The sequence below is a fragment of the Bacillus sp. D386 genome (assembly GCF_006346415.1).
The window spans coordinates 358,513-381,174 of the sequence record NZ_VEMV01000004.1; the positions used below are offsets into that span (position 1 = coordinate 358,513).

Consider the following 22,662-nt stretch of genomic DNA (forward strand, 5'->3'; position numbering starts at 1 on the left):
TATGCGAGGTTGGTGATTAATTTGTGGGAAACGTGGATAATTGAAATTGCAAAAGGAATAGGCGAATTGTTTTTACACCCGCTTTTCTATGTGGGATTTATACTTACATATATACTTGGCTCCATGAGGGTCAAACAGGAAAGAAAACTGTTTCATGTCCGTGTAGAGGATTCTATGATTGAAATGAAAGAATATATTGTTCCTAGTTTAGTATGGGGACTCATTCTATCGGTCATCACTGGGCTACTCGGCTTAGCTGTACCATTTGATTTCATTGTAATCGTAGGAATCTTCATGTTACTGATTAGTGTAAGCATGCAAATCAGATTTCTTTCCCCGGCCTATACAGTTGGATTGGCCTTTCTTGTTATCTATATTTTATATGTAACAGGGTTTGAGGGCATCCTGAATAACAGCTATTTTCTATTTGAGCAGGCGATTTATCCTTCAATAGCTGTTTTAATAGGTTTATTGATTATTACAGAGGGAGTATTAATTCGGAAAAGAGGAGCTATTCAAGTTTCTCCTTCAGTTGAAAAAGGAAAGCGCGGTCTCTATATTGGAACGCAAACAACAAAAAGAGTTTGGCTGGTGCCGGTCTTATTATTTATTCCTAATGGAATGTTGAATGTTAGCGGAGATTTTTGGCCTGTCTTTTCATTTGGAGGAACGGATTGGAGTCCTATTCTGGTGCCATTTTTTATTGGGTTCTCCCTTAAAGTGAAAAGTAATTTGATGGGCAATGTGGCTGGAAGGCTTGGAAACCATGTAGCTATCCTAGGCATCATTGTATTAGCTCTGGCTGTAGCTGGAAAGTGGTATCCGATTGTCAGTTTAGCAGCTGCCATTGTTGCAATCCTTGGCAGGGAAGTCATACAGTTTGTGTATAAAAATAATGAAAATCAATCGAATGCTTTCTTCACTTCAGGAAAAAAAGGCTTGATGATCCTAGGTGTACTTCCGGAATCGCCGGCAGAGCGAATGGGTTTAAAAGCAGGGGAGCGTTTGACCCGTGTGAATGGACAACAGGTTTACAACTCTGAGCAACTTTATGAAGCCTTACAAATCAATCGTGCTCATTGTAAGCTGGAAGTCTATGATACGAATGAGCAAATCAGGCTTGTCCAAAATGCCTTATATGAGGGAGACCATCACGAATTAGGTATTTTGACAGTTGATAGTGAACTGAAGAGGTAGAAGCTTTAGTAATAGTATGAATGAAATAAAACAGTGGTCACAGGCTTACATCTGTGACCACTGTTTTATTTAGTTTTTGTGATCATACTATTCAAATATTCCTGGACTTATTCAAAATAATATTCCCTACTCTAATCAACTGGTCCTGATCAAATATTTCATCAAATTCCAATCTACGCTTACCATATTGGATTTTTAATCCTCTTTCTAATAGTCCATCCTTGAACCAGTTGACGTTTCTAACGGTCTGTCTGATACCTGAATCTTTGTATTACACTGAACCTCTTATTAACAAAAAATATTCTTTTATTGGTAGGAATTAAGTATCCGAAAATTTCCTTCTTACTGCTTTTATCATATTCACAGTAAATGAAGGCCAAAGCCTTCTCATTAGGTTCAAAAACACGTTGAATAAGGGTTCTAAAGAATACTTTATTCCTTTTAATTTCGTTATATTCATAAGGGGAGTAATTTTGGCCGTTATGTTCCAGCAAATTAGCGATGATGGCTTCTATTTCTCTTCTTTCCTGTTCTTCCCGTTCCCTGTTTAACCGCTCTTTTTCCTGTTGCTTTAGAAGGCGAGCTTGTTCCTTTTCAGCTCTCTTTTGTTCGATGCTGGCTTTAACATCGGCGTATTTTTCTTTTTTTGTAAACAATTTAATAAGCATATCTTCTACTTTATAAAGTATCGTTTGATAAATGTTCATTTTAGCCCTCTTAACTATTCTTTTTTGCGCTATCAATACTCTTGCTATTCAATGGTGAAGGGGAGTATCAGTTTTCAGCCATAATTACATTTATGTAATCTAAATTCTTTTTGTAATAGTAGTATTGGTTTTTGTAATATTTGTAATACATATCGAGTAAATGTTATAATATGGAAAAACAATAGGGGTCATTTAATGAATTTAAACAAGGTTCGTAAGAGTTATTTTGATCTGGACTTATTGTTGATTATCTTTGTTTTTATGGGCATCAGCTGTTTCTATATTTATAGTGCACAGAAGTATTTACCTTATGGAAATCCATTTGCAATAAAGCAGGCCATTTATTTTTGTATAGGACTAATCCTGACATCGGTTGTTTATTATTTTGATTTGAGCCAGATTAAGAGAATGTCTATCTATCTATATCTTTTCGGATTCGGTGTATTAGCTTTCCTTCTAGTCGCTCCTGAAAGTATTGCGGAGGAAACGAAGGGGGCAAAATCCTGGTTTCAACTACCTGGTTTTTCTGTGCAGCCTTCAGAGTTTATGAAGGTATTTCTCATTCTTTTTTTGGCAAAAATCATAGTCTCCCATAATGATAAATTTATGAGAAATAAATCTCTTAAATCTGATTTCATCTTATTGCTGAAATTAGGATTGGCTGCAATTCCGCCTCTTGGATTGATTCTCTTGCAGCCCGATGCAGGTACGGCTATGGTAATCGCAGCTATTTTAATAGGCATGATTTTTGTGTCCGGAGTGAATTGGAGAATCATTTTCACCTTGATTTTAACAGGGATTTCTGCCGTGGGTACGCTGGCTTACATCTATCTTTATCATACAAAACTATTACTAAGCTTTTTAGGAGAATATCAAATAAATCGGATACACGCCTGGGTTGATCCATTTAATTTTAGTGAAGGCTATCAGCTTAAAAATTCCATACTTGCCATTGGATCAGGAATGGATTCAGGCAGAGGCTTTAACAATGGTGTTATGTATGTTCCGGAAGCTCACTCGGATTTTATTTTTACCGTAATTGGAGAAGAGGGAGGATTTATCGTTGCCAGTATGGTCATTGCTCTTTACTTCATTATGATTTATAAAATAATTGCAATTGCCACATTAAATAAGGGACAGTATGAACGGTATATCTGCATAGGCATCGTTTCCATGCTCTCCTTTCATATCTTTGAGAATATAGGAATGGTCATGGGACTTGTTCCGATTACTGGCATTCCTTTACCATTGCTGAGCTATGGAGGGAGCTCAGTATTGGGAACTCTTCTCGCTTTAAGTATTGTGTTAAATATATCTGCAAAGACAAAGACCTATATGTTTTCTAAATAATAATTGTCAATCCTCTCTGTTGTGAGAGGATTTTTTTGTAATCAGACATCTGGATGCGCCATATAGATTGATACAAAAGAGATTTATTTAAAGGAATAAATAGTATAAGAGTTTGTTCTGGAATTATTTGACTGTTAAATAAATAGGTAGTAAAATGTTCTTAAAAAAGAACGTTTCTATATTTAATATGGATTTAGACCATTAGTCCGTATTCAGGACTTAATCACCATCATTATATGCTATATTTTTGACGTTATTGTTCTTTAAAAAGAACATTTAAGGAGGATATTATGTATCATAAAAATTGTTATATCTGCCATCGAGCTTCTTATAGCAGCTGTGAAATTGGTGAATGGCTATGTCCTTCCTGTGGGAATGATTTAACCAAACAACAGGTGTTAAGAGCCTTAGAGTATTCGCAAAATAAACAAATTTATTATGAAAAATATCAGATGGAAAAGGACAAATTTCATTTGTTTTCGACATAAGTCTAGTTTAGAAACGGCATATATCATCCTTTTTACCTATATTTGTAGAAAAATGAAGGAAAATATACCCAAAAAATGTTTGAAAACTACAAACAGTGGCAATAAAATAGTGAGTAAGCAATTATACTAATGAAGACTGACAGTAAAGGGCAAACTTATTGAAAAATAAGGACGCAAAGTCACAGGTCTAAGGTTTAATTACTATGATGGCTGGACTGCCTGAAATAGAGGAAAGTATTTTAGGGGGGAGATATAGTAGATGTGTACCGTTAAAGCTGAATTGGATCAAGAGTGGGTAAATCTTATATTGATCGCCCGACAAATAGGATTTACTAAAGAAGAGATTAGGGGCTTTATAGAGAGAGAAGAAAACGCACAGGAATGAGGGTGAATATATGAAATGCCTCGGTTTCAGTTGAAGTTCGGGGTATTTATTTTGCTTTCTTAAACAAGAAAAAACACTTACAGCTATATAAGTGTTTTGGGAATTCTAGTATTTATTTTAAGGCCTTTCTATTCAATCTTTCTTAATACGCCATTTATTAAATTCAATAAACTCTCTGAACTGATCTTTGGATACTCCCGAATTCATTGCTTCTTTTATTAACTCTGCCCAGTCCTCATCAAGATTGGTCATGTCTGGTTCATCGTGTAAGAGAGCATCTAGCGGGATATTTAGTACAGCTGCTATCTTTTCAAGAAATTGAACGGAGGGATTCACCTGTATATTTCTTTCGAGTGAACTTAAATAGGACTTTGCTACTCCCGCCTTCTCCGCTAGCTCCGTCATAGACATCTTTTTCTCTTTTCTAATTCTTTTAACACGATCACCGATCATTTTAAATTCCCTTTCTGGATAAAAAATTACAATTATGTAAACGTGGTCATGAACTGATAAAATTATTATAATAGTTAGAACCTTCACATTCAATTGCTTTTAGAATTTGACTTGAAAACGTAGCGAAATTGTAATCTTAATAGGTTAATGGCCATTCAGTATTAGTTACATGGTTCATGTTGATTGCTCTCTGCTATAGTGTATCCTTCGATTTGAAATGTACAATGTTCAATCTGATGATTGTTCTTTAACCAATTCTGTAATTGAATAAGAATTTCATCACGGTCCACTTTTTCTCAACGACAACATGGCAGCTAAGTGCAGGGAAACCGGATGTGATCGTCCAGATATGTAAATCATGCACATCCAGAACACCCTCTATACTCATTAGACTTTTTTCTTACCTGCTCGATTTGGATGCCTGTCGGAGTACCCTCCATTAGAATATGATAAGAGTCCTTTAATACACGCCATCCGCTAACTAAGACAAGAGTTGCTACGATCATGCTGGCAATCGGATCTGCCAACTTCCAGCCGAACAGAATGATTAAGATTCCGGCAATGATTGCGCCGACTGATCCAAGTAAATGCCCTAATACATGAAGGAAGGCTCCTCGCATATTCAGATTTTCCTCTGTATCACCTCTCATCAAGATCCATGCAACCGCTAAATTGACAATCAATCCAATTAGAGCAATCCAAAGCATATTGGAGCTAACCTCTGGCGGCACTCTAAAACGTTCAATTGCCTCCCAATAGATAAAAAAGGAAATAATGATTAAAGTCATGCCGTTTGTAAATGCAGCTAATATTTCGAAGCGCTTATAGCCATAGGTTTTGGAGTAGTCAGCAGCCTTTTCTGAAAGTTTAAAGGCAAATAAGCTTAATCCCAAAGCAGCTGCGTCGCTGAGCATATGGCCAGCATCGGAAAGAAGAGCAAGACTGTTGGTCCAAATCCCGCCAATCACTTCTATAATCATGAAGGCAAATATTAAACTAAAGCTAATCGCAAGGGCTTTTTTATTTGCATTATGATGATGATGATGATGGCCTTCGCTTCCGTGACTATGATGATGCCCATGTTGATGATGCCCACTCATTGTAAACTCCTCCAATCTCAGGATTTATAGGTATGTTTACAAGCCTGTTTTCTGTTGACTATTTAATCGTATTATATATGTTATGCCCCCTCTTTATTGAATATCTATCATGAAATAAATACCTGATTTAGTTTCAGCACATGGTTCAATTTTATTTTCGGTTTATTTGGAGTATTTTTTAGACGAACGAAATTATTTAAATATTATTATTTTATAATACTACCTAAGTATAAATCATAATGATTGCAATGTTCATTAGCTTTTTTTCCTTGATGGCAGATTTAGAGGGATCTCAGTTAATCCCGAGAATCTATAATCATCCAAATGAATAAAGGGGTTATGAATGTTTCGGAAGGTATGCAGTTGATTATAGTTCTTTTCATATGTGTTCTGAAAAGTTTGGAAGCTGCCTCTGAAATAGCCGGAACGTGTAATTGACAGTATTAAGAAATCAATAATCAGATATATATTAACTCAAACAAATATCGAGAATAACCATAGATTAAGTGATGATACTCAGGGTATTGCTGAAAAGGTTGCTTGTCTATAGTATATCCATCCAGTCAGAGATGATGGCTTAAGTTGTTTTAGAAGATTAGAAAGTATATCCATATAAAATGAAAGGATCTTCTGGCCAATATAGACCTGAAGATCCTTTTTGCATAGTTTATCCACAGGGGGAAATTTACTTTGCTTATTAAATGTTATGAATAAACTGTGATTACCGTGTATAAGTGTGTGGACAACTTGGCTTATCCACAGGCGGTTAAAGTTCTATTCCATTCTCTTTCATTTCTAAAACAGTCAAAATGAACATAGCGTGTGACCAAGTAAGCGGTAATACCCAGGCAGGTCTGCCTGTAATTTTGTCAATTTGCTCTGCTAAAAGATCCAAATCAGTGGCATGATCGACGACCCATTTAAATAATTTCTTTGCTTCAAGCTGTTTATTAATGCGAATATAATAAATCGCGAGCCAGAGCGTCGATATGATCCAAGGGTCACCACTAATATAGATATCCCCCGGGAAGCGTTCGATACCGCCAATAATCTTGGAGCGGCACAGTCGGTCAATGGTGGCAGCTGTTTGTTTCATTTTTGGATCATTGGCATCAATCATATTGAAGGGTACCTGAAGGCCAAGTAAACAGATATCGATGACATCATCCCTGACCTGACGATAGATTGGATATCCCTTGGCATCATATTCCTTTGAGACATCCTTGCCCTGAGCTTTCTTATTTAAGTAGGCCGGTTCATCGAGTCTTAAATGAAAAGCTCGGAAAAACGCTTCATTCGTCTCATTGTAGCCAATCTGCATGATAGTCTTTTTAATAGCTGCTGCAGTATTCCTATAAAGAATAGCTTTTTCGGGATGACCTAATTTCTCGGCCCATTCAGAAGATCCTAACAGCCCTCCATATACTGCGGCGGCTGAATAAAAGTGTTCAGCTTCTCTTTTTTCCCATATATCCATGCTAGGAAGAGGGAGATGGGTGATGGGATCGATAAACTTAGTAAGGAAGTCCGCCCCTTTTTCCATGACTGGCCACATTTCAACTACAAAGTCCTCATCACCGGTAATTTCATAAAATTGATGGAGTCCCCACAGAATGGAGCCTGTTTCATCAATTTGCAAGCCCCAGGCAGGAGCTAAATGTCCGTCTAAATAGTGGCGCTGATCCCATTTTCCTTCCTCATCCTGAAGAGTTCTGGCAAATCGGTAAAACTCTTTAACCTGTCTGTGATAGCCTGCACGAGCATATGCAGTGGCGGTGTAGGCTGCATCACGACCCCAGCAATAGGAATATCCACCTGAAAAGGCATATTCCTCATCTACCTCAGGGGCAGCAATGAAACCGCCATTTTTATTATTCATTAAATGAAACATAAGTAAAGAACGCTCATAAATTTTCTTTGTTCGTTCATCTTTAATTTCAACTGGCTTCGCTTGATCCAAATATTCATACCAATAGTGCAAGGTCTCCTTGAAATGTTCGTCAAAGGGAATCTCTTTTACATCCTTTAAGATGTCAATCGCTCCTTGAGAGCCGTTGCCTGCTGCAATATAAAGCGTAATGGATTTTTCCTCGTTGGGATCGAGAGAAAGCGGATCATATTCAATTCCACATGATGATTTATTGGCAATTCTTTTACCCCTAAGAATACCGTCATTTAGCTCCTTAAATGTAGCTCCACATTGAAATTTCTTAACGTTATGAGTGGAGCCAACTGCAAATCCATATTCTCTGTGGTAATGGGTAAAGCTATCTGTATCTTCCTCGAACATAACAGTTTGATAGCGTCTTTTTTCATCAATCATAAAATCGCTGTAAACTACGAAGCTTATATTTTGTGGACGATCTGATAGATTTTTAAAGGTAAAGTGTCGAACATAGACATCTTTTTTGGGTAACACAAAATCGAGCTGTCTGATAGACAAGCCAGAACCGCCGAGTGTGGAAATCGTTTCTAAAATGTTCGTACGGTTCATATAGGCTTGTTTATGATTCCAAACATTCTCATGAAGGAAGAAGGTCTTTACCGAGCCTTCAATGCCGCGAATACCTGTATAAAATAGATTTAGATGCTGAGGAAAATCGATATTTGGCCATGTGATTCTTTGCGCCTGCCCATCTTTTGTTAAAGATACCAGCATGCTTGAATTACCAATGATTGCTTCTGTAATATAAGGTTTTTTTTCCAACAAAATCCCCCTCAACGTTGAAACAGTACATTTGTTTTATCCCTTCACTGATCCTGATGTCAAACCGGATACTATTTTTCTTTGGAAAATCAACACCAATATAACAATTGGAATGGTGACGATGACAGTTGCTGCCGTTATATCACCCCAAGGAATGGTGTAATCACTTTGGTAAAGGGATATACCTACTGGTACAGTTCGTGCTGCTTCTTTTGAATTAATAGTTAAAGCAAATAAATATTCATTCCAAGCTGCGATAAATACAAGGATGGCTGTCGTAAATACGCCGGGTGCAGCCAATGGGAAAATGATTCTTCTAAAGGTTTGAAATGGTGTAGCACCATCCATCTTCGCTGATTCCTCAAGATCCTTTGGTATTTTCTGAAAGAACGTGGATAATAGCCAAATAGCCAAAGGTAAGCTGAATGTAATATAGGGAATCACCAACCCTGTATACGTATTACGTAAATTGAAGTCGGTTACAAAGTTATAGATTGGTGAAATAATAGCGATATGCGGAAACATAGATGATGCTAGTATTACAGCAAATATAATACCCTTTCCTTTAATCGGTAAACGTGTTAACGCATAAGCTGCAAATGATGCAAACGTGATGGCGATTACGGTCGTAACGGTAGAAACGATTAAACTATTTTTCATGTAACCGAGCAGGGGCCTTGAAGTTAAAGCAGATTTATATGAATCTAGAGATGGATTCTTGGACCACCATTTATACGAGGCAAAAATTTCACCCGGTTCTTTTAAGGATGTAAGAAAGACCCAGAGAAATGGGAACATGATAACAAAGATAAAAAGAGCAATCGACACATAGAAAAGTATGGTTTTTACAGACTTCTTCATTTAATTTTCCCCCTTTCCGTTTATGCGGTCTCCAAATAGGTCAGAACCTATGAATTTAATGTAAATCAGGCTGATAATCGCCACTGAAACAAACACAATCATCGAGAGGACGGAGCCTTCGCCGAAATTTTGTTGAGCGAATAAGGTTTTATATGCATATATGGTAATCACTTCTGTTGAATTTGCAGGTCCGCCGCCTGTTAAGACGAAAATGAGGTCAAATACTCTGAACGCATCAAGTGTACGGAAGAGCAGGGCAACAAGAATGCTGGATTTTAATAAAGGTAGTGTTATTCTGCGGAATTGGTACCACTTGCTTGCTCCATCGACTGAAGCAGCTTCATAAACATCCTTGGGGATGGTCTGCAAGCCCGCTAACAATAACAAAGCCATATAGGGTGTTGTTTTCCATATATCCGTTAGAATAACAGACGCCATCGCTCCGGCACCTGTGCTTAATAAATCCCCGGCGTTTGAAATAATATGAAGCTCTTCGAACAAGTGGGCGATAATGCCTGATTGCCCATCATAGAGGAACATCCACATCATCGCTGATACAGCGGTAGGGATCGCCCAGGGAATTAATACAACTGCTCTGACCGCACCTCTGCCAAAGAACGCTCGATTAATTAATAAGGCAATGGCTAATCCAATCACCAATTCAAAAAAGACTGTAATAACTGTGAAAATCATCGTATTGGATAACGATTTCCACATGCGTGCATCAGATAGGTATTTACTGTAGTTACCTAACCCAACAAAGTTTTCCTTCAAAATAGAATCAGAGACAGAAGCAGATAAAGCAGCTGTATCCTTTGCAAGTTCTGACTGCTCTCCCTCGATCGCTTTCAATTCACCACTGATGGATTTTAAATCAGCTTTATAGGCTTCTGCTGTATCCTCATTAATGGAGGCATATTTTTCATCTTTCTCCTTAATAGGTTCAAAGTTGGCAACCTTTTTCTCTACATATTCATATTGCTTTTCGATATCGGATTCATTTAAAAGTTTTTGATGATTTTTTTCAATGAGTTCTGCCCATCGGCTGGATTTATCGCTATTCAATTCTTCTAGATTTTTTTGTAGATAATAATAATCAGTGGCATACCGTTCAAGGTCAACTTGAGAAGATAGCATTCGTACGGATTTCTCTGGAGTATTCAATCGATAATCAAACATACTGTTCCAAAAAGACATGGTAATTGGATAGAGAACAACAATTCCAATTAGTATAAGAGAAGGGATAATCATGGCATATCCTAATTGTCGTTCGGATAGCGAAAATTTCTTTTTCATATCATTACTCCTTTCAGGATGGACTTCAAAAGCTAAAAAATAGGAGACAAGCTTTTGTGCCCATCTCCCTCCCATTGCCGTTCCTATTAGGCTAAGTTATCTATTCCTTCAATGCAGCCTTCATTTTCGATTCCATATTTTCAATGGCTTCATCAACTGTAATATCCTTTGTTAATGCTTTAGAAATTTCGATTTGCAAAATATCCGATATTTCCTGGTAATTTGGAGTAACCGGCCTAGGTACAGCGTTTTCTAGTGTTTCAACAAAAGACTTTTCTTTGAAAACAGGAGCCGCATCCTGTACTTCCTTATCCTCATATAAAGCTTTTATGGTTGGAGCACGTCCGCCTTCGGTCGCAGAGATTTTTTGTCCTTCTTCCCCAGTCATGAATTTCACAAATTCCCATGATTCTTTTGGATGATCAGTATAGCGGTTAATCATGGCCATATAGCCTCCGAGTGTCGAAGCTGAGCCTGAATCACCAGCAGGCAAGGAGGTAAAGGCAAAGTTGCCAGCTACCTTTGAGGTACTTTTATCAGCAGCTGTTTTTTCCATATAGGGCCAGTTGCGTGCGAATACAGTTTGGCCTTCTTTAAAGGCAGATTCAGTTTCCGTTTCGGTAAAAGTTAAAATGTTATTTGGCATGAAATCTGCGTTTGCAATTTCAACCATTTTACTAAGTCCTTTTTTGGCTTCTGGACTGTTAATGACGACTTCATTGTTTTCATCGATGATTTTGCCGCCGTAGGAGGCAATGAATTCCATGGCGTTCACAACAATACCTTCATATTGCTTTGCTTGGAAGACAAAGCCTGAGCTTGTGCCTTCTTTCCCGTTTCCTTCTTTAGCCATTTCTATCAACTCATCCCATGTTTTTGGGGGTTCGCTAACCAAATCTGTTCGATAATAAAGAATACCGGCATCTGAGTATTTTGGCAGAGCCCATTGCTTACCTTCAAATTTCCCGGCTTCAACTGGACCGGGGAAGTAGTCTTCGAGATTTATTTTATCCTGATCGATGAAGCGGTCTAATTCCATCGCATAGTTAGCTTGGGCGAACTCTGCCGGCCAAACAACATCTGCATCAAATACATCAATTTCAGCACTTTTACTACTGAATGCGGTTACATATTGATCGTGCTGTTGAGTAGAACTATTCGGCATTTCCTGATAGTTTACCTTAATATTCGGATGTTTTTTCTCGAATGCTTCTATCAGTTTTTCTGTACTGCCTGTCGTATCGACTCCTCTGGCATATGTAATTTCAACTGTTTCTTCTTTTGAATCGTTCTCATCATTAGAGGTTTCTTCGGCATCCGAACATGCTGTTAAGGCAATCCCTAAGAAAGCAGCAGAAGAGATGGATAACCATTTTTTAAGTTTCATATTTTCCCTCCTATATTAATGAATACTTGCTTCTTTATAAATTCCTTTAGATTTGGTTAACGAAACCTAATTTTGGATAAAATTTCATACATGATCCTAAAGGCCTATGGACACATTTGAAGTCAGAGGGGTGCCAAATGGAGGGCCAGTCAGCGATTAACTTAGTATCCTGCTGGATTAATCACATGAAATGTAATATATTTGTAGCTGAATAGAATTGCTGGAAAATAGCTGCGTGATTCCAGAGGAAGCAGGTGAGACCTCAGATGAAGATTTTAATAGCTCTTTTAGCTCCAGGTTTATTAGTTGTGCTCTTTTCAAGAGTGACATATAGCTGCATAGTCGGTTTATGTTTAACTGTTGCCCTAATCGCCGCATCAGCGTATAAAGGCTATACATCATCCTGGCCTCTGATTATAATTGACGCATTTTCATTAACGGCGGGGTATTGGTATTCTCAGCGGATGATCAAAAGAACACCTAAAAGTGCATAAACAACAGACTGAGTCTTCCGCAATATTGAGGAAGACTCTTTTATTTTTTTGCAGGATGGGCATAAATGATATTATTAAAGTTAAAAAAATGGGAATGTTTGTTCGCTTTTTATTGGTTTGTTTATAGATGATTGTGGTAAAATATTGTTATCAAATAAAACGAGACTTGAGATGAAAATGATGAAAGGGGCTTTTGTGTGAGTAAACAATTTGAATTGGTTTCCAAGTATACTCCTCAAGGAGACCAGCCAACTGCAATTAAAGAGCTAGTGAATGGAATTAATAATGGCGTTAAGCATCAAACGCTGCTTGGCGCTACTGGAACCGGAAAAACATTCACGATTTCAAACGTGATAAAAGAGATTAATAAGCCCACCCTTATCATTGCTCATAATAAGACGCTTGCTGGACAGCTGTACAGTGAATTTAAAGAGTTCTTTCCGAATAATGCAGTCGAGTATTTTGTCAGTTACTATGACTACTATCAGCCTGAAGCGTATGTACCTCAGACCGATACCTTTATAGAAAAGGACGCCAGTATTAATGATGAGATAGATAAACTGCGCCACTCTGCAACATCTGCATTATTTGAGCGGAAGGATGTCATTATTATTGCCAGTGTGTCCTGTATTTATGGCTTGGGTTCTCCAGAAGAATACGGGGAAATGGTTTTATCCATACGAGTTGGCATGGAAATGGAGCGGAACCAGCTATTACGTAAATTGGTCGACATTCAATATGAACGAAATGATATTAACTTTCAACGCGGAGCATTTCGAGTAAGAGGAGATGTAGTAGAGATTTTTCCGGTCTCAAAGGATGAACACTGTGTACGTGTTGAATTTTTCGGCGATGAAGTGGAACGGATCAGAGAGGTGGATGCGCTGACTGGAGAAATTATCGGCGAAAGAGATCATGTAGCTATCTTCCCTGCATCCCACTTCGTTACAAGAGAAGAAAAGATGAGGATTGCTATTCAAAATATTGAGACGGAATTGGAAGAGCAGCTCACCTTTTTAAGAGGTGAAGGAAAGCTTCTCGAAGCACAGCGGTTGGAGCAAAGAACCCGTTACGATCTTGAAATGATGAGAGAAATGGGCTTTTGTTCAGGAATCGAGAACTATTCCCGACATCTGACCTTAAGGCCGCCGGGCTCTACCCCCTATACCCTTATTGATTATTTCCCTAAAGACTTTTTAATGGTTATAGATGAATCCCATGTTACAGTCCCGCAGGTTCGCGGAATGTATAATGGAGACCGCGCCCGGAAAGAGGTACTTGTCAATCATGGTTTCCGTTTGCCGTCCGCAATGGATAATAGGCCTTTGCAATTTCAGGAGTTTGAAGAACATGTCAACCAGATTGTTTATGTGTCTGCTACACCGGGGCCTTATGAACAGGAGCATTCACCGGAAATGGTTGAACAGATTATCCGTCCAACAGGACTGCTGGATCCAACTATTGATGTTCGCCCGATTGAAGGTCAAATTGATGACTTGTTAGGGGAAATTAACGAGAGAATCACAAGGGATGAGCGTGTCCTAATCACTACATTGACTAAGAAAATGTCTGAGGATTTAACGGATTATTTAAAAGAGCTTGGCATCAAGGTTCAATATTTGCACTCTGAGATTAAAACACTTGAACGAATCGAAATCATCAGAGATCTGCGTCTTGGAAAATATGATGTGTTGATTGGAATAAATCTACTGCGTGAAGGGATTGATATTCCGGAGGTCTCACTCGTAGCTATTCTTGATGCGGATAAAGAAGGATTCCTGCGTTCAGAACGGTCTCTTATTCAAACGGTCGGCCGTGCTGCCCGTAATTCGAATGGTCATGTTATTATGTATGCAGATAAAATAACGAATTCCATGGAAATAGCGATTTCAGAGACTAAACGGCGCCGTGCGATCCAGGAAGAGTATAACAGGAAACATGGCATCGTTCCTAAGACGATCCAGAAGGATATTCGCGATGTCATTCGGGCCACTCATATAACGGAAGATGAAGAAGAAAAAGCTGCAAATAAATACGAGAAACTATCCAAGAAAGAGCGCCAAAAAGTAATTGCAAATATGGAAAAAGAAATGAAGGAAGCAGCCAAAGCGCTTGATTTTGAACGTGCTGCCGAACTTAGAGATTTAATTTTAGAGTTAAAAGTGGAAGGATGAACATAGGATGGCACTTGATAAAATTGTAATTAAAGGGGCCAGGACCAATAATCTTAAGGATATTGATGTGACAATCCCCCGGGATAAGCTGGTTGTACTGACGGGTTTATCCGGTTCCGGAAAGTCCTCTCTGGCTTTTGACACAATCTATGCGGAGGGACAGCGCCGCTATGTGGAATCTCTTTCCGCATATGCCCGGCAGTTCCTCGGCCAAATGGATAAACCGGATGTTGATTTGATTGAAGGGCTGTCTCCGGCGATATCAATTGACCAAAAGACGACAAGCCGCAATCCTCGTTCAACCGTTGCGACAGTGACAGAGATTTATGATTATATGCGTTTATTGTATGCCAGAGTCGGCAAACCAGTCTGTCCTGTGCATGGGATTGAAATTACATCTCAAACGATTGAGCAAATGGTAGACAGAATCTTGTCCTATCCAGAACGCACGAAAATGCAGATTCTGTCTCCGGTTGTAACAGGCAGAAAAGGTACCCATGTCAAAATGCTTGAAGATATTAAAAAGCAAGGGTATGTCCGTGTCCGTGTAAACGGAGAAATGTATGATTTGGATGATGATATTCGTCTGGATAAAAATAAAAAGCATACGATTGAAGTGGTCATCGACCGGGTTGTCGTGAAAGAGGGAATCAATGCCCGCTTAGCTGATTCACTTGAATCTGCACTCCGTCTGGGTGATGGTAAAGTTATCATTGATGTAATAGGCGAGGAAGAGTTGCTTTTCAGTGAGCATCATGCTTGTCCGTATTGTGGATTTTCAATTGGGGAATTGGAGCCTCGGATGTTCTCGTTCAACAGTCCATTTGGCGCCTGCCCAACATGTGATGGACTGGGCTTTAAAGTAAAAGTTGACCGGGCTGCCGTAATTCCTGACCCGGAATTAACATTAAGGGAGCATGCAATCGCTCCATGGGTACCTACCAGTTCTCAGTATTATCCTAAATTGCTTGAATGTGTATGCAATCACTATGGTATAGATATGGATGTTCCAGTCTCTCAACTACCGGAAAGCCAGCTTGATAAAATTCTTTATGGCTCGGATGGGGAGAAAATCTATTTCCGTTACGAGAATGATTTCGGGCAAATACGGGAAAACAGAGTGGAATTTGAAGGCGTATTGGCTAATGTAGAGCGCCGGTTTAAAGAAACGAGTTCAGATTATACACGCGATCAGATGGAAAAATATATGGCCGAGCAGGCATGTCCAACCTGTAAAGGCTATCGCCTGAAGAAGGAAACAATGGCGGTATTAATAGCAGGACAGCATATTGGCGAGATTACGGCCCTCTCTATTAAAGATGCTAACGATTTCTTTGAAAATTTGAATCTATCCGAGAAAGATATGAGTATCGGCCGTTTGATATTTAGGGAAATCAAAGAAAGGCTGGGCTTTTTGAATAATGTTGGCTTGGAATATCTGACATTAAACCGAGCAGCCGGAACACTTTCAGGGGGAGAAGCACAGCGAATCAGATTGGCTACTCAAATCGGCTCGCGCTTAACAGGTGTTTTATACATTTTGGATGAACCTTCAATTGGTCTTCATCAACGTGATAATGACCGATTGATTGCGACGCTGAAAAGTATGCGTGACATCGGGAATACGCTTATTGTGGTGGAGCATGATGAGGACACGATGCTGGCAGCGGATTATTTGATTGATGTCGGTCCTGGAGCAGGAGCGCACGGCGGTGAGATTGTCTCAGCAGGTACGCCTGAAGAAGTGATGGCAGATTCTAATTCCTTAACGGGCCAATATTTATCAGGGGAAAAATTCATTCCTTTGCCACAGGAACGCAGAAAGGGCGATGGACGATTAATCCAGATTAAAGGTGCTAAAGAGAATAATCTAAAAAATGTAAATGTATCTTTTCCGCTTGGGACATTTGTAGCTGTTACAGGAGTATCCGGATCAGGTAAAAGTACATTAGTGAATGAAATTCTCCATAAATCATTAGCTCAAAAGCTGCACAGGGCGAAAGCGAGACCAGGAAACCACCGCGAGATAAAAGGTGTGGAGGAACTGGAGAAAGTGATTGATATTGACCAATCACCAATCGGTCGTACGCCGCGATCCAATCCGGCAACCTATACAGGTGTGTTTGATGATATCAGGGATGTGTTTGCTTCCACAAATGAAGCGAAGGTCCGTGGATATAAGAAAGGCCGTTTCAGTTTCAATATTAAAGGCGGACGCTGTGAAGCATGCCGTGGAGATGGAATCATCCGAATAGAAATGCATTTCCTTCCGGATGTCTATGTTCCTTGTGAGGTTTGTCATGGAAAGCGGTATAATCGGGAAACATTGGAAGTAACCTATAAAGGGAAGAATATTTCTGATATTTTAGATATGACAGTAGAAGAAGCACTTCAGTTCTTTGAAAATCATCCGAAAATCAAACGGAAGATCCAAACCATTTATGATGTTGGTCTGGGATATATTAAGATGGGTCAGCCTGCCACAACACTATCCGGCGGAGAAGCGCAAAGGGTTAAGCTGGCGAGTGAATTACACCGTCGCTCCAATGGCCGCTCACTCTATATTTTGGATGAGCCGACAACAGGACTTCATGTTGATGATATCTCGCGTCTCTTGGAAGTATTGCAGCGCTTGGTTGATAATGGCGATACAGTGCTTGTCATTGAGCATAATTTAGATGTCATTAAAGCAGCTGATTATTTAATTGATTTAGGTCCTGAAGGTGGAGAAAAAGGCGGAACCATTTTGGCTACCGGAACACCGGAGGTCATAGCGGAGACACCTGAATCTTATACAGGAAAATATTTGAAGCCCGTTCTAGAACGTGATCGGGACCGTATGAATAATAAAATCAAGGAAAAGCAAGCCGCCAGATAAAACGGCTTGCTTTTTATCCATATCCGGCGTATTTGCTTCAGAGAACTTACTCATACGTTTGCCCGTGCACCTTTAGAAAACTCATAGATTAACGATTTCTGGCCAGGGTATAATCGAAAAGTTACCATTTTCCAATTGTTGTAAGGTATTGTTGATATATAAGAAACTTTCTTTCAATTTATACGTACAATTAGGAGAGGTGTCTGTATCTATGACAACAACTAATCGATTTCTGGCTGCTCTATGTTATTTCAGTTTCTTCTTTTTAGGCTTCATCTTTCCTACGGTTATTTATTTCGTAGCTGTAGATGATTTTGAGCTAAAAGGGCATGCTAAACGAGCTTTAATCTCACATCTATTTCCATTCGTCATGGGCATTATCGTGTTCTTTGTATTTCTAACTCAGCTTGCCTCGAGTTCGGAAATAACGGCCTTGCCCTATACTGCTATACTGGCTATGTTTCTTTTCGGTTTGATTAGCTTTATTGTGATGATTTGGAATGTCATTCAGGGTATTAAACTAGTAAAGGATTGATAGGTACATACCATAGAAAAGGGAGCTGGTAAGAATGAATCAAGAGAAAAAAAGAATTTTGGAAATGGTGAAGGAAGGCTTACTTAACGCCGATGAAGCATTATTATTACTTGAGCAAATTGAAAAGAAAGACAAACTGATTAAAGAAGATGAGCAAAGGACAGAAACCAGTGAATTATCAACGGTTGTAAACCAAAGTGAATCAGAATATAAGGGGTCACCATCCAAAAAGTCTGCATCCACAATGGATAAACTATTAGGAATCGTAGACGATGTTGTTAAAAAGATAAAAGATGTAGATTTTGACCTTAATTTTGGCTCAGCGGTTGATATCGAGCATATTTATCATCATGATCATGTATCTTTGCGTAAAATAGATGTCGATCTGGCAAACGGCAGTGTCCAGTTCCTCCCATGGGATAAGGACGAGATTAGGATTGAATGCCAGGCGAAGGTGTATAGGGCAGAAAATACGACTGAAGCGAGGGAAAAACTTCTTAAAGAAGTAACTTATTCGCTTGAAGAAGGAAGACTTCGATTTGCTGCACACGACAAATCCATTAAATTACAAGCAATCATTCGTGTGCCAGACAATCGCTATGAGGAATTGAAAATTCGACTATTTAACGGAGCAATTACCGGTGAAAATGTTAAAGTCGATACGGTCATGACCAAAACGGGTAATGGGCAAATTCAATTTACGGATTTGAATGCAAGAGAAGCAGAATTTGAGACGGTCAATGGTGTTGTCAATCTTAAAGGATTTGATGTAGGCGAATTGGAAGTCGAAACGATGAATGGTGCAATCCAAATCCAGGGAGGCTTCCGAAAAGGAGATTTCCAGACGATTAATGGAAGCATTCAATGTGAACAAACCGGCCGTTATGGAGAAACGATCCGAGCTAAGGCGTCGGCAGGAAGTATTAATCTGCAAATCCCAGCAAATACTGGATGTGATGGGGAGTTAAAATCCAATCTCGGCAGTTTTAATATTGACCTGAAGGGTATTCACATCATTGAGGAAAAAAGTGATGTGGTCCAAAAGATGCTCCGATTCAAATCAGAGGGTAATTATGAGGAATCCATTCATATTTTGGCCGAATCAAGAGCCGGTAATATTAAAATCAAACATTAATCAATACGTTAATGGATTAAAAGGAGCTGCGATGTATTTTGAAGGAAAAAAAGCGTTTTGTCCGTTCAAGGTCAGATAAGATTGTTTCGGGTGTCCTTGGAGGAATCTCACAATATTTTGGTATGAGTTCAAAGCTTTTGCGTATCCTATTTATAATCGCGCTCATTCCAACTAGCTTTATGCTGATTATTCCCTATACGATTCTTAGCTGTTTTATGCCGAGAGAAGAAGTGAAGGAGATGGACATATGAAATGGATAGCCAAAATACTTGTTAATGCAGTCGTTTTCGTATTGCTGACACAGATATTTGAAGGTGTTCATGTAACCGGGTTTGGTGCAGCCATTATTGCAGCCATTGTATTATCCATCTTTAACGTAATTGTCAAACCAATTGTAACCATCCTAACGATACCTATAACGATCATTACGCTAGGAATATTTCTGCTCTTCATTAATACCATTGTGTTAATGATTACGGATGCAGCAATGGGAAGTGCCTTTGATATCAATGGCTTCTGGCTGACATTCCTGGTATCGATTATTCTTTCATTGGTTAATACGATTATGGAAAGTGTAATGGATGATAAATAAAGAACCTGAAGCCTGTTTACTAGGCTTCAGGTTTTTTAGCATTCTTGCTTGTCCGTTATGATGGTTGTTTCAAAACCAAGACGTTTTAGCTGTGTTGCTAAGTTGGCTGCATTCTGCTTGTCTGAAAAGGCACCTAACTGAATCTTGTACAGTATTTTTTCCGGATCTGATTTTTTGGAAGGATTGCTTAATTTCTTTTTCAATGAATAATGAGAGATGATAGATTCGGCAATTGCTTGTGCACATTTTTTTCGGTAGTGATTGCTTTTAAGCAGCTTTATTTCATTTTCATTTGTCATAAACCCGCATTCAACCAGTACAGCTGTCATTTTTGTGGCGCTCAGCACATGAAAATCAGCCGTTTTAACTCCCCGATTTTGTAAACCGGTGGTGGCAATCAATTTATTCTGGATTTTTGTGGCGAGAGAGAGGGCTTCTTTGGGCCCTGATGTATGAATATACGTTTCAATACCTTCTGCTTTATGCCAACCCCGATTTACAGCGGCATTGGCATGAATTGATACATATAAATCTACATGGAGAGAATTTGCACGATTCGTTCTTTCTTGTAAAGGAACATCTACTATGTCCGAATGGGCAAAGAAAGTATTAACTTGATAGTTGGTTAATAGATCCTTTAAATATTCAGCAACACTTCGATTAAATTCATATTCCTTCATTCCATCCGGTGATGACTTTCCAGGTGTTTTATAGCCATGGCCTGCATCAATCATAATCTTCAACTTTAAAAGCCCCCTGTCCTTTTACTACCATAATATGAGGCAAGCCATCTAAATGGCCCATCTATGGTGACGTTTTAAATTAAAAGGACAGGATCTCTTGATTAAAATGGATATTATATTTCAGTCAGGCTTCATGGCTGTCAGAATGTATGTAATGGCTTCATCTAATATGCGTTATAGCACTCCATAGAATGTGGAAAGCCAATGATTAATCGAGCATAGAAGCTGCTTCTTTATCTACGATTACGGTTACTGCCGGATGCTGCTTTAGAATACTTGCTGGTAGTTGTTCTGTTAGATCACCGTGAATCAGTTTGTAGGTTGCTTCTGCCTTTGCTTCACCAGAAGAGAGCAGTATAATCTCTTTGCTTTTCATAATTGTAGAAATGCCCATTGTGATCGCTTGTTTTGGAACCTCATCCAGATGATTAAAGAAGCGGGCATTAGCTTGTCGAGTGCTTTCTTTTAATTCAATGATATGTGTCTTACTGGAAAATGGTGTTCCAGGTTCATTGAAGCCAATGTGACCATTCTTTCCGATTCCTAATACCTGAAGCTCTACATTACCAAGATTATTTATCACCGTTTCATATCGCTCACATTCCTGCATAAGGTCCTCTGCATCCCCATGTGGAAGATGAATATGATTTTGTGGGATGTCCAAGTATTTGAATAGATTATTCATCATATAGGAGTGATAGCTGTTTGGATTATCTTTTGAAAGCCCTATATATTCATCCAGGTTTACGGTATGGATTTGCTGATAGCTTGTCCCATTTTTCTGGTGATCCTCTATAAGATTTTTATAGAGACCGAGTGGGGTGCTTCCGGTAGCGAGTCCAAGGACTGCATCCGGTTTTTGCTTGATTTTGCTGATGAAAATTTCTGCTGCAATTTGGCTCATTTCATCATAATTGTCTGCTTTAATAATCCTCATAGTTGTTTGATTCATTGCTCTTCACCTCTGTAAGCTATTTTACCACGGCAGATTGTCGTGGATACATTAAAGTTTGTATCCATAATCACAAGATCTGCGTCTTTCCCAACAACAATGCTTCCTTTTTGATCATAAATATTAAGCTGTTTAGCTGGATTAACAGATGCCATTTGGACAACTTCTTGCAGTGAATATCCGGTAAAATGACATACATTTTTTATGGCATCGTTCATTTTGAGAATACTGCCTGCCAAAGTACCATCTGCAAGACGCGCTTCATCACCTGTAACGGTTACTTCCTGTCCGCCAAGATCATATTGTCCATCCGCCATTCCTTTTGCCCGCATGGCATCCGTAATAAGAATGGCCTTTTCTGTGCCTTTAACCTTGAGGGCAAGCTTTATCATTTCAGGTGATATGTGAATTCCATCCGCAATCATCTCCACGAATACCTGATCATGCAGCAAAGCTGCTCCAGCGGCACCTATGTCACGATGGTGTAAGCCGGTCATTTGATTAAATAAATGTGTAGCATTCGAAATTCCGTGTTCAATCGCCTCTGATGCCTGTTCGTATGTGGCATTAGTATGACCCATGGAGCAGATGATATTTGAATTGCGGAGATGTTTAATTAATTCCTTTGCACCAGGCTGTTCCGGAGCAAGAGTGACCAATTTGATTGCATTACCTGATGATTCGTTCCACTCCTTAAATAAATCCACGTCGGCATTCTTGATATGATGCAACGGCTGTGCTCCTGCTTTTGATGGACTGATAAATGGACCTTCTAAATGTACGCCAAGCATTTCGGTTTCTCCGGCAGGATTTCCGTTAATCTTAAAGCTTTTGATAGCTTGTAACGCTTTATTTATATTGGCAGGATCCTGTGTCATTGTTGTTGCAAGAAAAGATGTGGTTCCCTCTTTAGGCAGCTCTTTTGCCATGATTCTAAGTGCTTCTTCTGTAGAATCCATGGCATCAGCCCCGGCCGCGCCATGAATGTGGATATCAATGAAACCGGGCAGTACTAGCTGTCCCTCTTTAAGGGTGATAATTTCATCAGCGTGCTGTGGTGAGTTTTCCATAAGACCCACTTCTTTAATTTGATTATCTTTAATTAAGATATATCCGTTTTGCAGGATGGCATTCTCTTGATATATCGTTGCGTTTTGTATCAGTAGTGTCATTTCTCTTAAACCCCCAGGTAAGTTGTCCTATCCTTATGGTACTTTTAACTTTTTAG

General features: G+C 39.1%; 19 protein-coding genes, 1 pseudogene and 1 riboswitch. Of the genes and pseudogenes, 10 read left to right on the forward strand and 10 right to left on the reverse strand.

The genetic code is table 11. The features are described 5' to 3' along the window. The first annotated feature begins 21 nt into the window (after positions 1-21). On the forward strand, positions 22-1,197 hold the full coding sequence (locus tag FHY45_RS13730) for a PDZ domain-containing protein (RefSeq protein ID WP_180349980.1): 1,176 nt from the start codon (positions 22-24) through the stop codon (positions 1,195-1,197). A 239-nt stretch (positions 1,198-1,436) separates the two neighbouring features. Here the strand turns inward: FHY45_RS13730 and FHY45_RS13735 are convergent, their stop codons facing one another. Beyond that, a complete protein-coding gene (locus tag FHY45_RS13735) occupies positions 1,437-1,904 on the reverse strand; it encodes a hypothetical protein (RefSeq protein ID WP_139892191.1) in 468 nt (155 codons plus the stop codon). A gap of 195 nt (positions 1,905-2,099) precedes the next feature. On the opposite strand from FHY45_RS13735, the gene FHY45_RS13740 reads away from it, so the two are divergent. Both FHY45_RS13740 and FHY45_RS13745 read left to right on the forward strand, forming a co-directional pair. After that, positions 2,100-3,254, forward strand: a complete 1,155-nt coding sequence (locus FHY45_RS13740) for an FtsW/RodA/SpoVE family cell cycle protein (protein WP_139892192.1) — start codon at positions 2,100-2,102, stop codon at positions 3,252-3,254. Positions 3,255-3,880: 626 nt separating this feature from the next. Beyond that, a riboswitch (cyclic di-GMP riboswitch) is annotated at positions 3,881-3,965 on the forward strand. 36 nt (positions 3,966-4,001) lie between these two features. Continuing rightward, entirely contained in the window at positions 4,002-4,127 is a 126-nt protein-coding gene (locus FHY45_RS13745; RefSeq protein ID WP_077248107.1) for an anti-repressor SinI family protein, read from the forward strand. Between the two features lie 132 nt (positions 4,128-4,259). Here the strand turns inward: FHY45_RS13745 and FHY45_RS13750 are convergent, their stop codons facing one another. The 6 genes and pseudogenes from FHY45_RS13750 to FHY45_RS13775 form a co-directional block, all read right to left on the reverse strand. Then, complete coding sequence (locus FHY45_RS13750; RefSeq protein ID WP_139892193.1) at positions 4,260-4,580, reverse strand: helix-turn-helix domain-containing protein; 321 nt, start codon at positions 4,578-4,580, stop codon at positions 4,260-4,262. Positions 4,581-4,741: 161 nt separating this feature from the next. Continuing rightward, a pseudogene (locus FHY45_RS13755) lies at positions 4,742-5,680 on the reverse strand (cation diffusion facilitator family transporter). 766 nt (positions 5,681-6,446) lie between these two features. Next, positions 6,447-8,387 (reverse strand): glycoside hydrolase family 15 protein, encoded by a 1,941-nt coding sequence (locus tag FHY45_RS13760; RefSeq protein WP_139892194.1) that lies wholly within the window; start codon positions 8,385-8,387, stop codon positions 6,447-6,449. A gap of 36 nt (positions 8,388-8,423) precedes the next feature. Then, positions 8,424-9,248: a carbohydrate ABC transporter permease gene (locus tag FHY45_RS13765; RefSeq protein ID WP_139892195.1), complete on the reverse strand. Its 825-nt coding sequence runs from the start codon at positions 9,246-9,248 to the stop codon at positions 8,424-8,426. Next, complete coding sequence (locus FHY45_RS13770; protein WP_139892196.1) at positions 9,249-10,544, reverse strand: carbohydrate ABC transporter permease; 1,296 nt, start codon at positions 10,542-10,544, stop codon at positions 9,249-9,251. Positions 10,545-10,644: 100 nt separating this feature from the next. Then, positions 10,645-11,931, reverse strand: coding sequence for an ABC transporter substrate-binding protein (locus FHY45_RS13775; protein WP_139892197.1), 1,287 nt, complete (start codon positions 11,929-11,931; stop codon positions 10,645-10,647). A gap of 266 nt (positions 11,932-12,197) precedes the next feature. Here FHY45_RS13775 and FHY45_RS13780 point away from each other — a divergent pair, with 266 nt between their 5' ends. The 7 genes from FHY45_RS13780 (at position 12,198) to FHY45_RS13810 (ending at position 19,739) form a co-directional block, all read left to right on the forward strand. Next, positions 12,198-12,425: a CsbA family protein gene (locus FHY45_RS13780; RefSeq protein ID WP_066106119.1), complete on the forward strand. Its 228-nt coding sequence runs from the start codon at positions 12,198-12,200 to the stop codon at positions 12,423-12,425. Between the two features lie 197 nt (positions 12,426-12,622). Further along, the gene (uvrB, locus tag FHY45_RS13785) at positions 12,623-14,599 is read left to right on the forward strand and encodes an excinuclease ABC subunit UvrB (protein WP_139892198.1); all 1,977 of its coding nucleotides are present in this window, start codon (positions 12,623-12,625) and stop codon (positions 14,597-14,599) included. 7 nt (positions 14,600-14,606) lie between these two features. Further along, positions 14,607-17,477: an excinuclease ABC subunit UvrA gene (uvrA, locus tag FHY45_RS13790; protein ID WP_139892199.1), complete on the forward strand. Its 2,871-nt coding sequence runs from the start codon at positions 14,607-14,609 to the stop codon at positions 17,475-17,477. A gap of 211 nt (positions 17,478-17,688) precedes the next feature. Beyond that, the gene (locus tag FHY45_RS13795; protein ID WP_139892200.1) at positions 17,689-18,012 is read left to right on the forward strand and encodes a magnetosome magnetite crystal formation protein family; all 324 of its coding nucleotides are present in this window, start codon (positions 17,689-17,691) and stop codon (positions 18,010-18,012) included. Positions 18,013-18,046: 34 nt separating this feature from the next. Then, the gene (locus FHY45_RS13800; RefSeq protein ID WP_066106130.1) at positions 18,047-19,147 is read left to right on the forward strand and encodes a DUF4097 family beta strand repeat-containing protein; all 1,101 of its coding nucleotides are present in this window, start codon (positions 18,047-18,049) and stop codon (positions 19,145-19,147) included. Positions 19,148-19,185: 38 nt separating this feature from the next. Then, the gene (locus tag FHY45_RS13805; RefSeq protein WP_066106133.1) at positions 19,186-19,398 is read left to right on the forward strand and encodes a PspC domain-containing protein; all 213 of its coding nucleotides are present in this window, start codon (positions 19,186-19,188) and stop codon (positions 19,396-19,398) included. Next, positions 19,395-19,739, forward strand: coding sequence for a phage holin family protein (locus FHY45_RS13810; protein WP_066106135.1), 345 nt, complete (start codon positions 19,395-19,397; stop codon positions 19,737-19,739). The genes FHY45_RS13805 and FHY45_RS13810 overlap by 4 nt, the downstream gene beginning before the upstream one ends. A 35-nt stretch (positions 19,740-19,774) precedes the next feature. On the opposite strand, the gene FHY45_RS13815 is transcribed toward FHY45_RS13810, so the two are convergent. The 3 genes from FHY45_RS13815 to nagA form a co-directional block, all read right to left on the reverse strand. Next, positions 19,775-20,473 (reverse strand): N-acetylmuramoyl-L-alanine amidase, encoded by a 699-nt coding sequence (locus tag FHY45_RS13815; protein WP_257469122.1) that lies wholly within the window; start codon positions 20,471-20,473, stop codon positions 19,775-19,777. A 217-nt stretch (positions 20,474-20,690) separates the two neighbouring features. Then, entirely contained in the window at positions 20,691-21,419 is a 729-nt protein-coding gene (gene nagB, locus FHY45_RS13820; RefSeq protein ID WP_066106867.1) for a glucosamine-6-phosphate deaminase, read from the reverse strand. A gap of 11 nt (positions 21,420-21,430) precedes the next feature. Beyond that, the gene (gene nagA / locus FHY45_RS13825; RefSeq protein ID WP_066106141.1) at positions 21,431-22,606 is read right to left on the reverse strand and encodes an N-acetylglucosamine-6-phosphate deacetylase; all 1,176 of its coding nucleotides are present in this window, start codon (positions 22,604-22,606) and stop codon (positions 21,431-21,433) included. Between the last annotated feature and the right edge of the window lie 56 nt (positions 22,607-22,662).

Coding starts and splice junctions, on each gene's coding strand:
- FHY45_RS13735 (WP_139892191.1), bottom strand. CDS start 1,904: ATGAACATTTATCAAACGATACTTTATAAAGTAGAAGATATGCTTATT.
- FHY45_RS13740 (WP_139892192.1), top strand. CDS start 2,100: ATGAATTTAAACAAGGTTCGTAAGAGTTATTTTGATCTGGACTTATTG.
- FHY45_RS13745 (WP_077248107.1), top strand. CDS start 4,002: ATGTGTACCGTTAAAGCTGAATTGGATCAAGAGTGGGTAAATCTTATA.
- FHY45_RS13750 (WP_139892193.1), bottom strand. CDS start 4,580: ATGATCGGTGATCGTGTTAAAAGAATTAGAAAAGAGAAAAAGATGTCT.
- FHY45_RS13765 (WP_139892195.1), bottom strand. CDS start 9,248: ATGAAGAAGTCTGTAAAAACCATACTTTTCTATGTGTCGATTGCTCTT.
- FHY45_RS13770 (WP_139892196.1), bottom strand. CDS start 10,544: ATGAAAAAGAAATTTTCGCTATCCGAACGACAATTAGGATATGCCATG.
- FHY45_RS13775 (WP_139892197.1), bottom strand. CDS start 11,931: ATGAAACTTAAAAAATGGTTATCCATCTCTTCTGCTGCTTTCTTAGGG.
- FHY45_RS13780 (WP_066106119.1), top strand. CDS start 12,198: ATGAAGATTTTAATAGCTCTTTTAGCTCCAGGTTTATTAGTTGTGCTC.
- uvrA (WP_139892199.1), top strand. CDS start 14,607: ATGGCACTTGATAAAATTGTAATTAAAGGGGCCAGGACCAATAATCTT.
- FHY45_RS13795 (WP_139892200.1), top strand. CDS start 17,689: ATGACAACAACTAATCGATTTCTGGCTGCTCTATGTTATTTCAGTTTC.
- FHY45_RS13800 (WP_066106130.1), top strand. CDS start 18,047: ATGAATCAAGAGAAAAAAAGAATTTTGGAAATGGTGAAGGAAGGCTTA.
- FHY45_RS13810 (WP_066106135.1), top strand. CDS start 19,395: ATGAAATGGATAGCCAAAATACTTGTTAATGCAGTCGTTTTCGTATTG.
- FHY45_RS13815 (WP_257469122.1), bottom strand. CDS start 20,473: ATGATTGATGCAGGCCATGGCTATAAAACACCTGGAAAGTCATCACCG.
- nagB (WP_066106867.1), bottom strand. CDS start 21,419: ATGAGGATTATTAAAGCAGACAATTATGATGAAATGAGCCAAATTGCA.
- nagA (WP_066106141.1), bottom strand. CDS start 22,606: ATGACACTACTGATACAAAACGCAACGATATATCAAGAGAATGCCATC.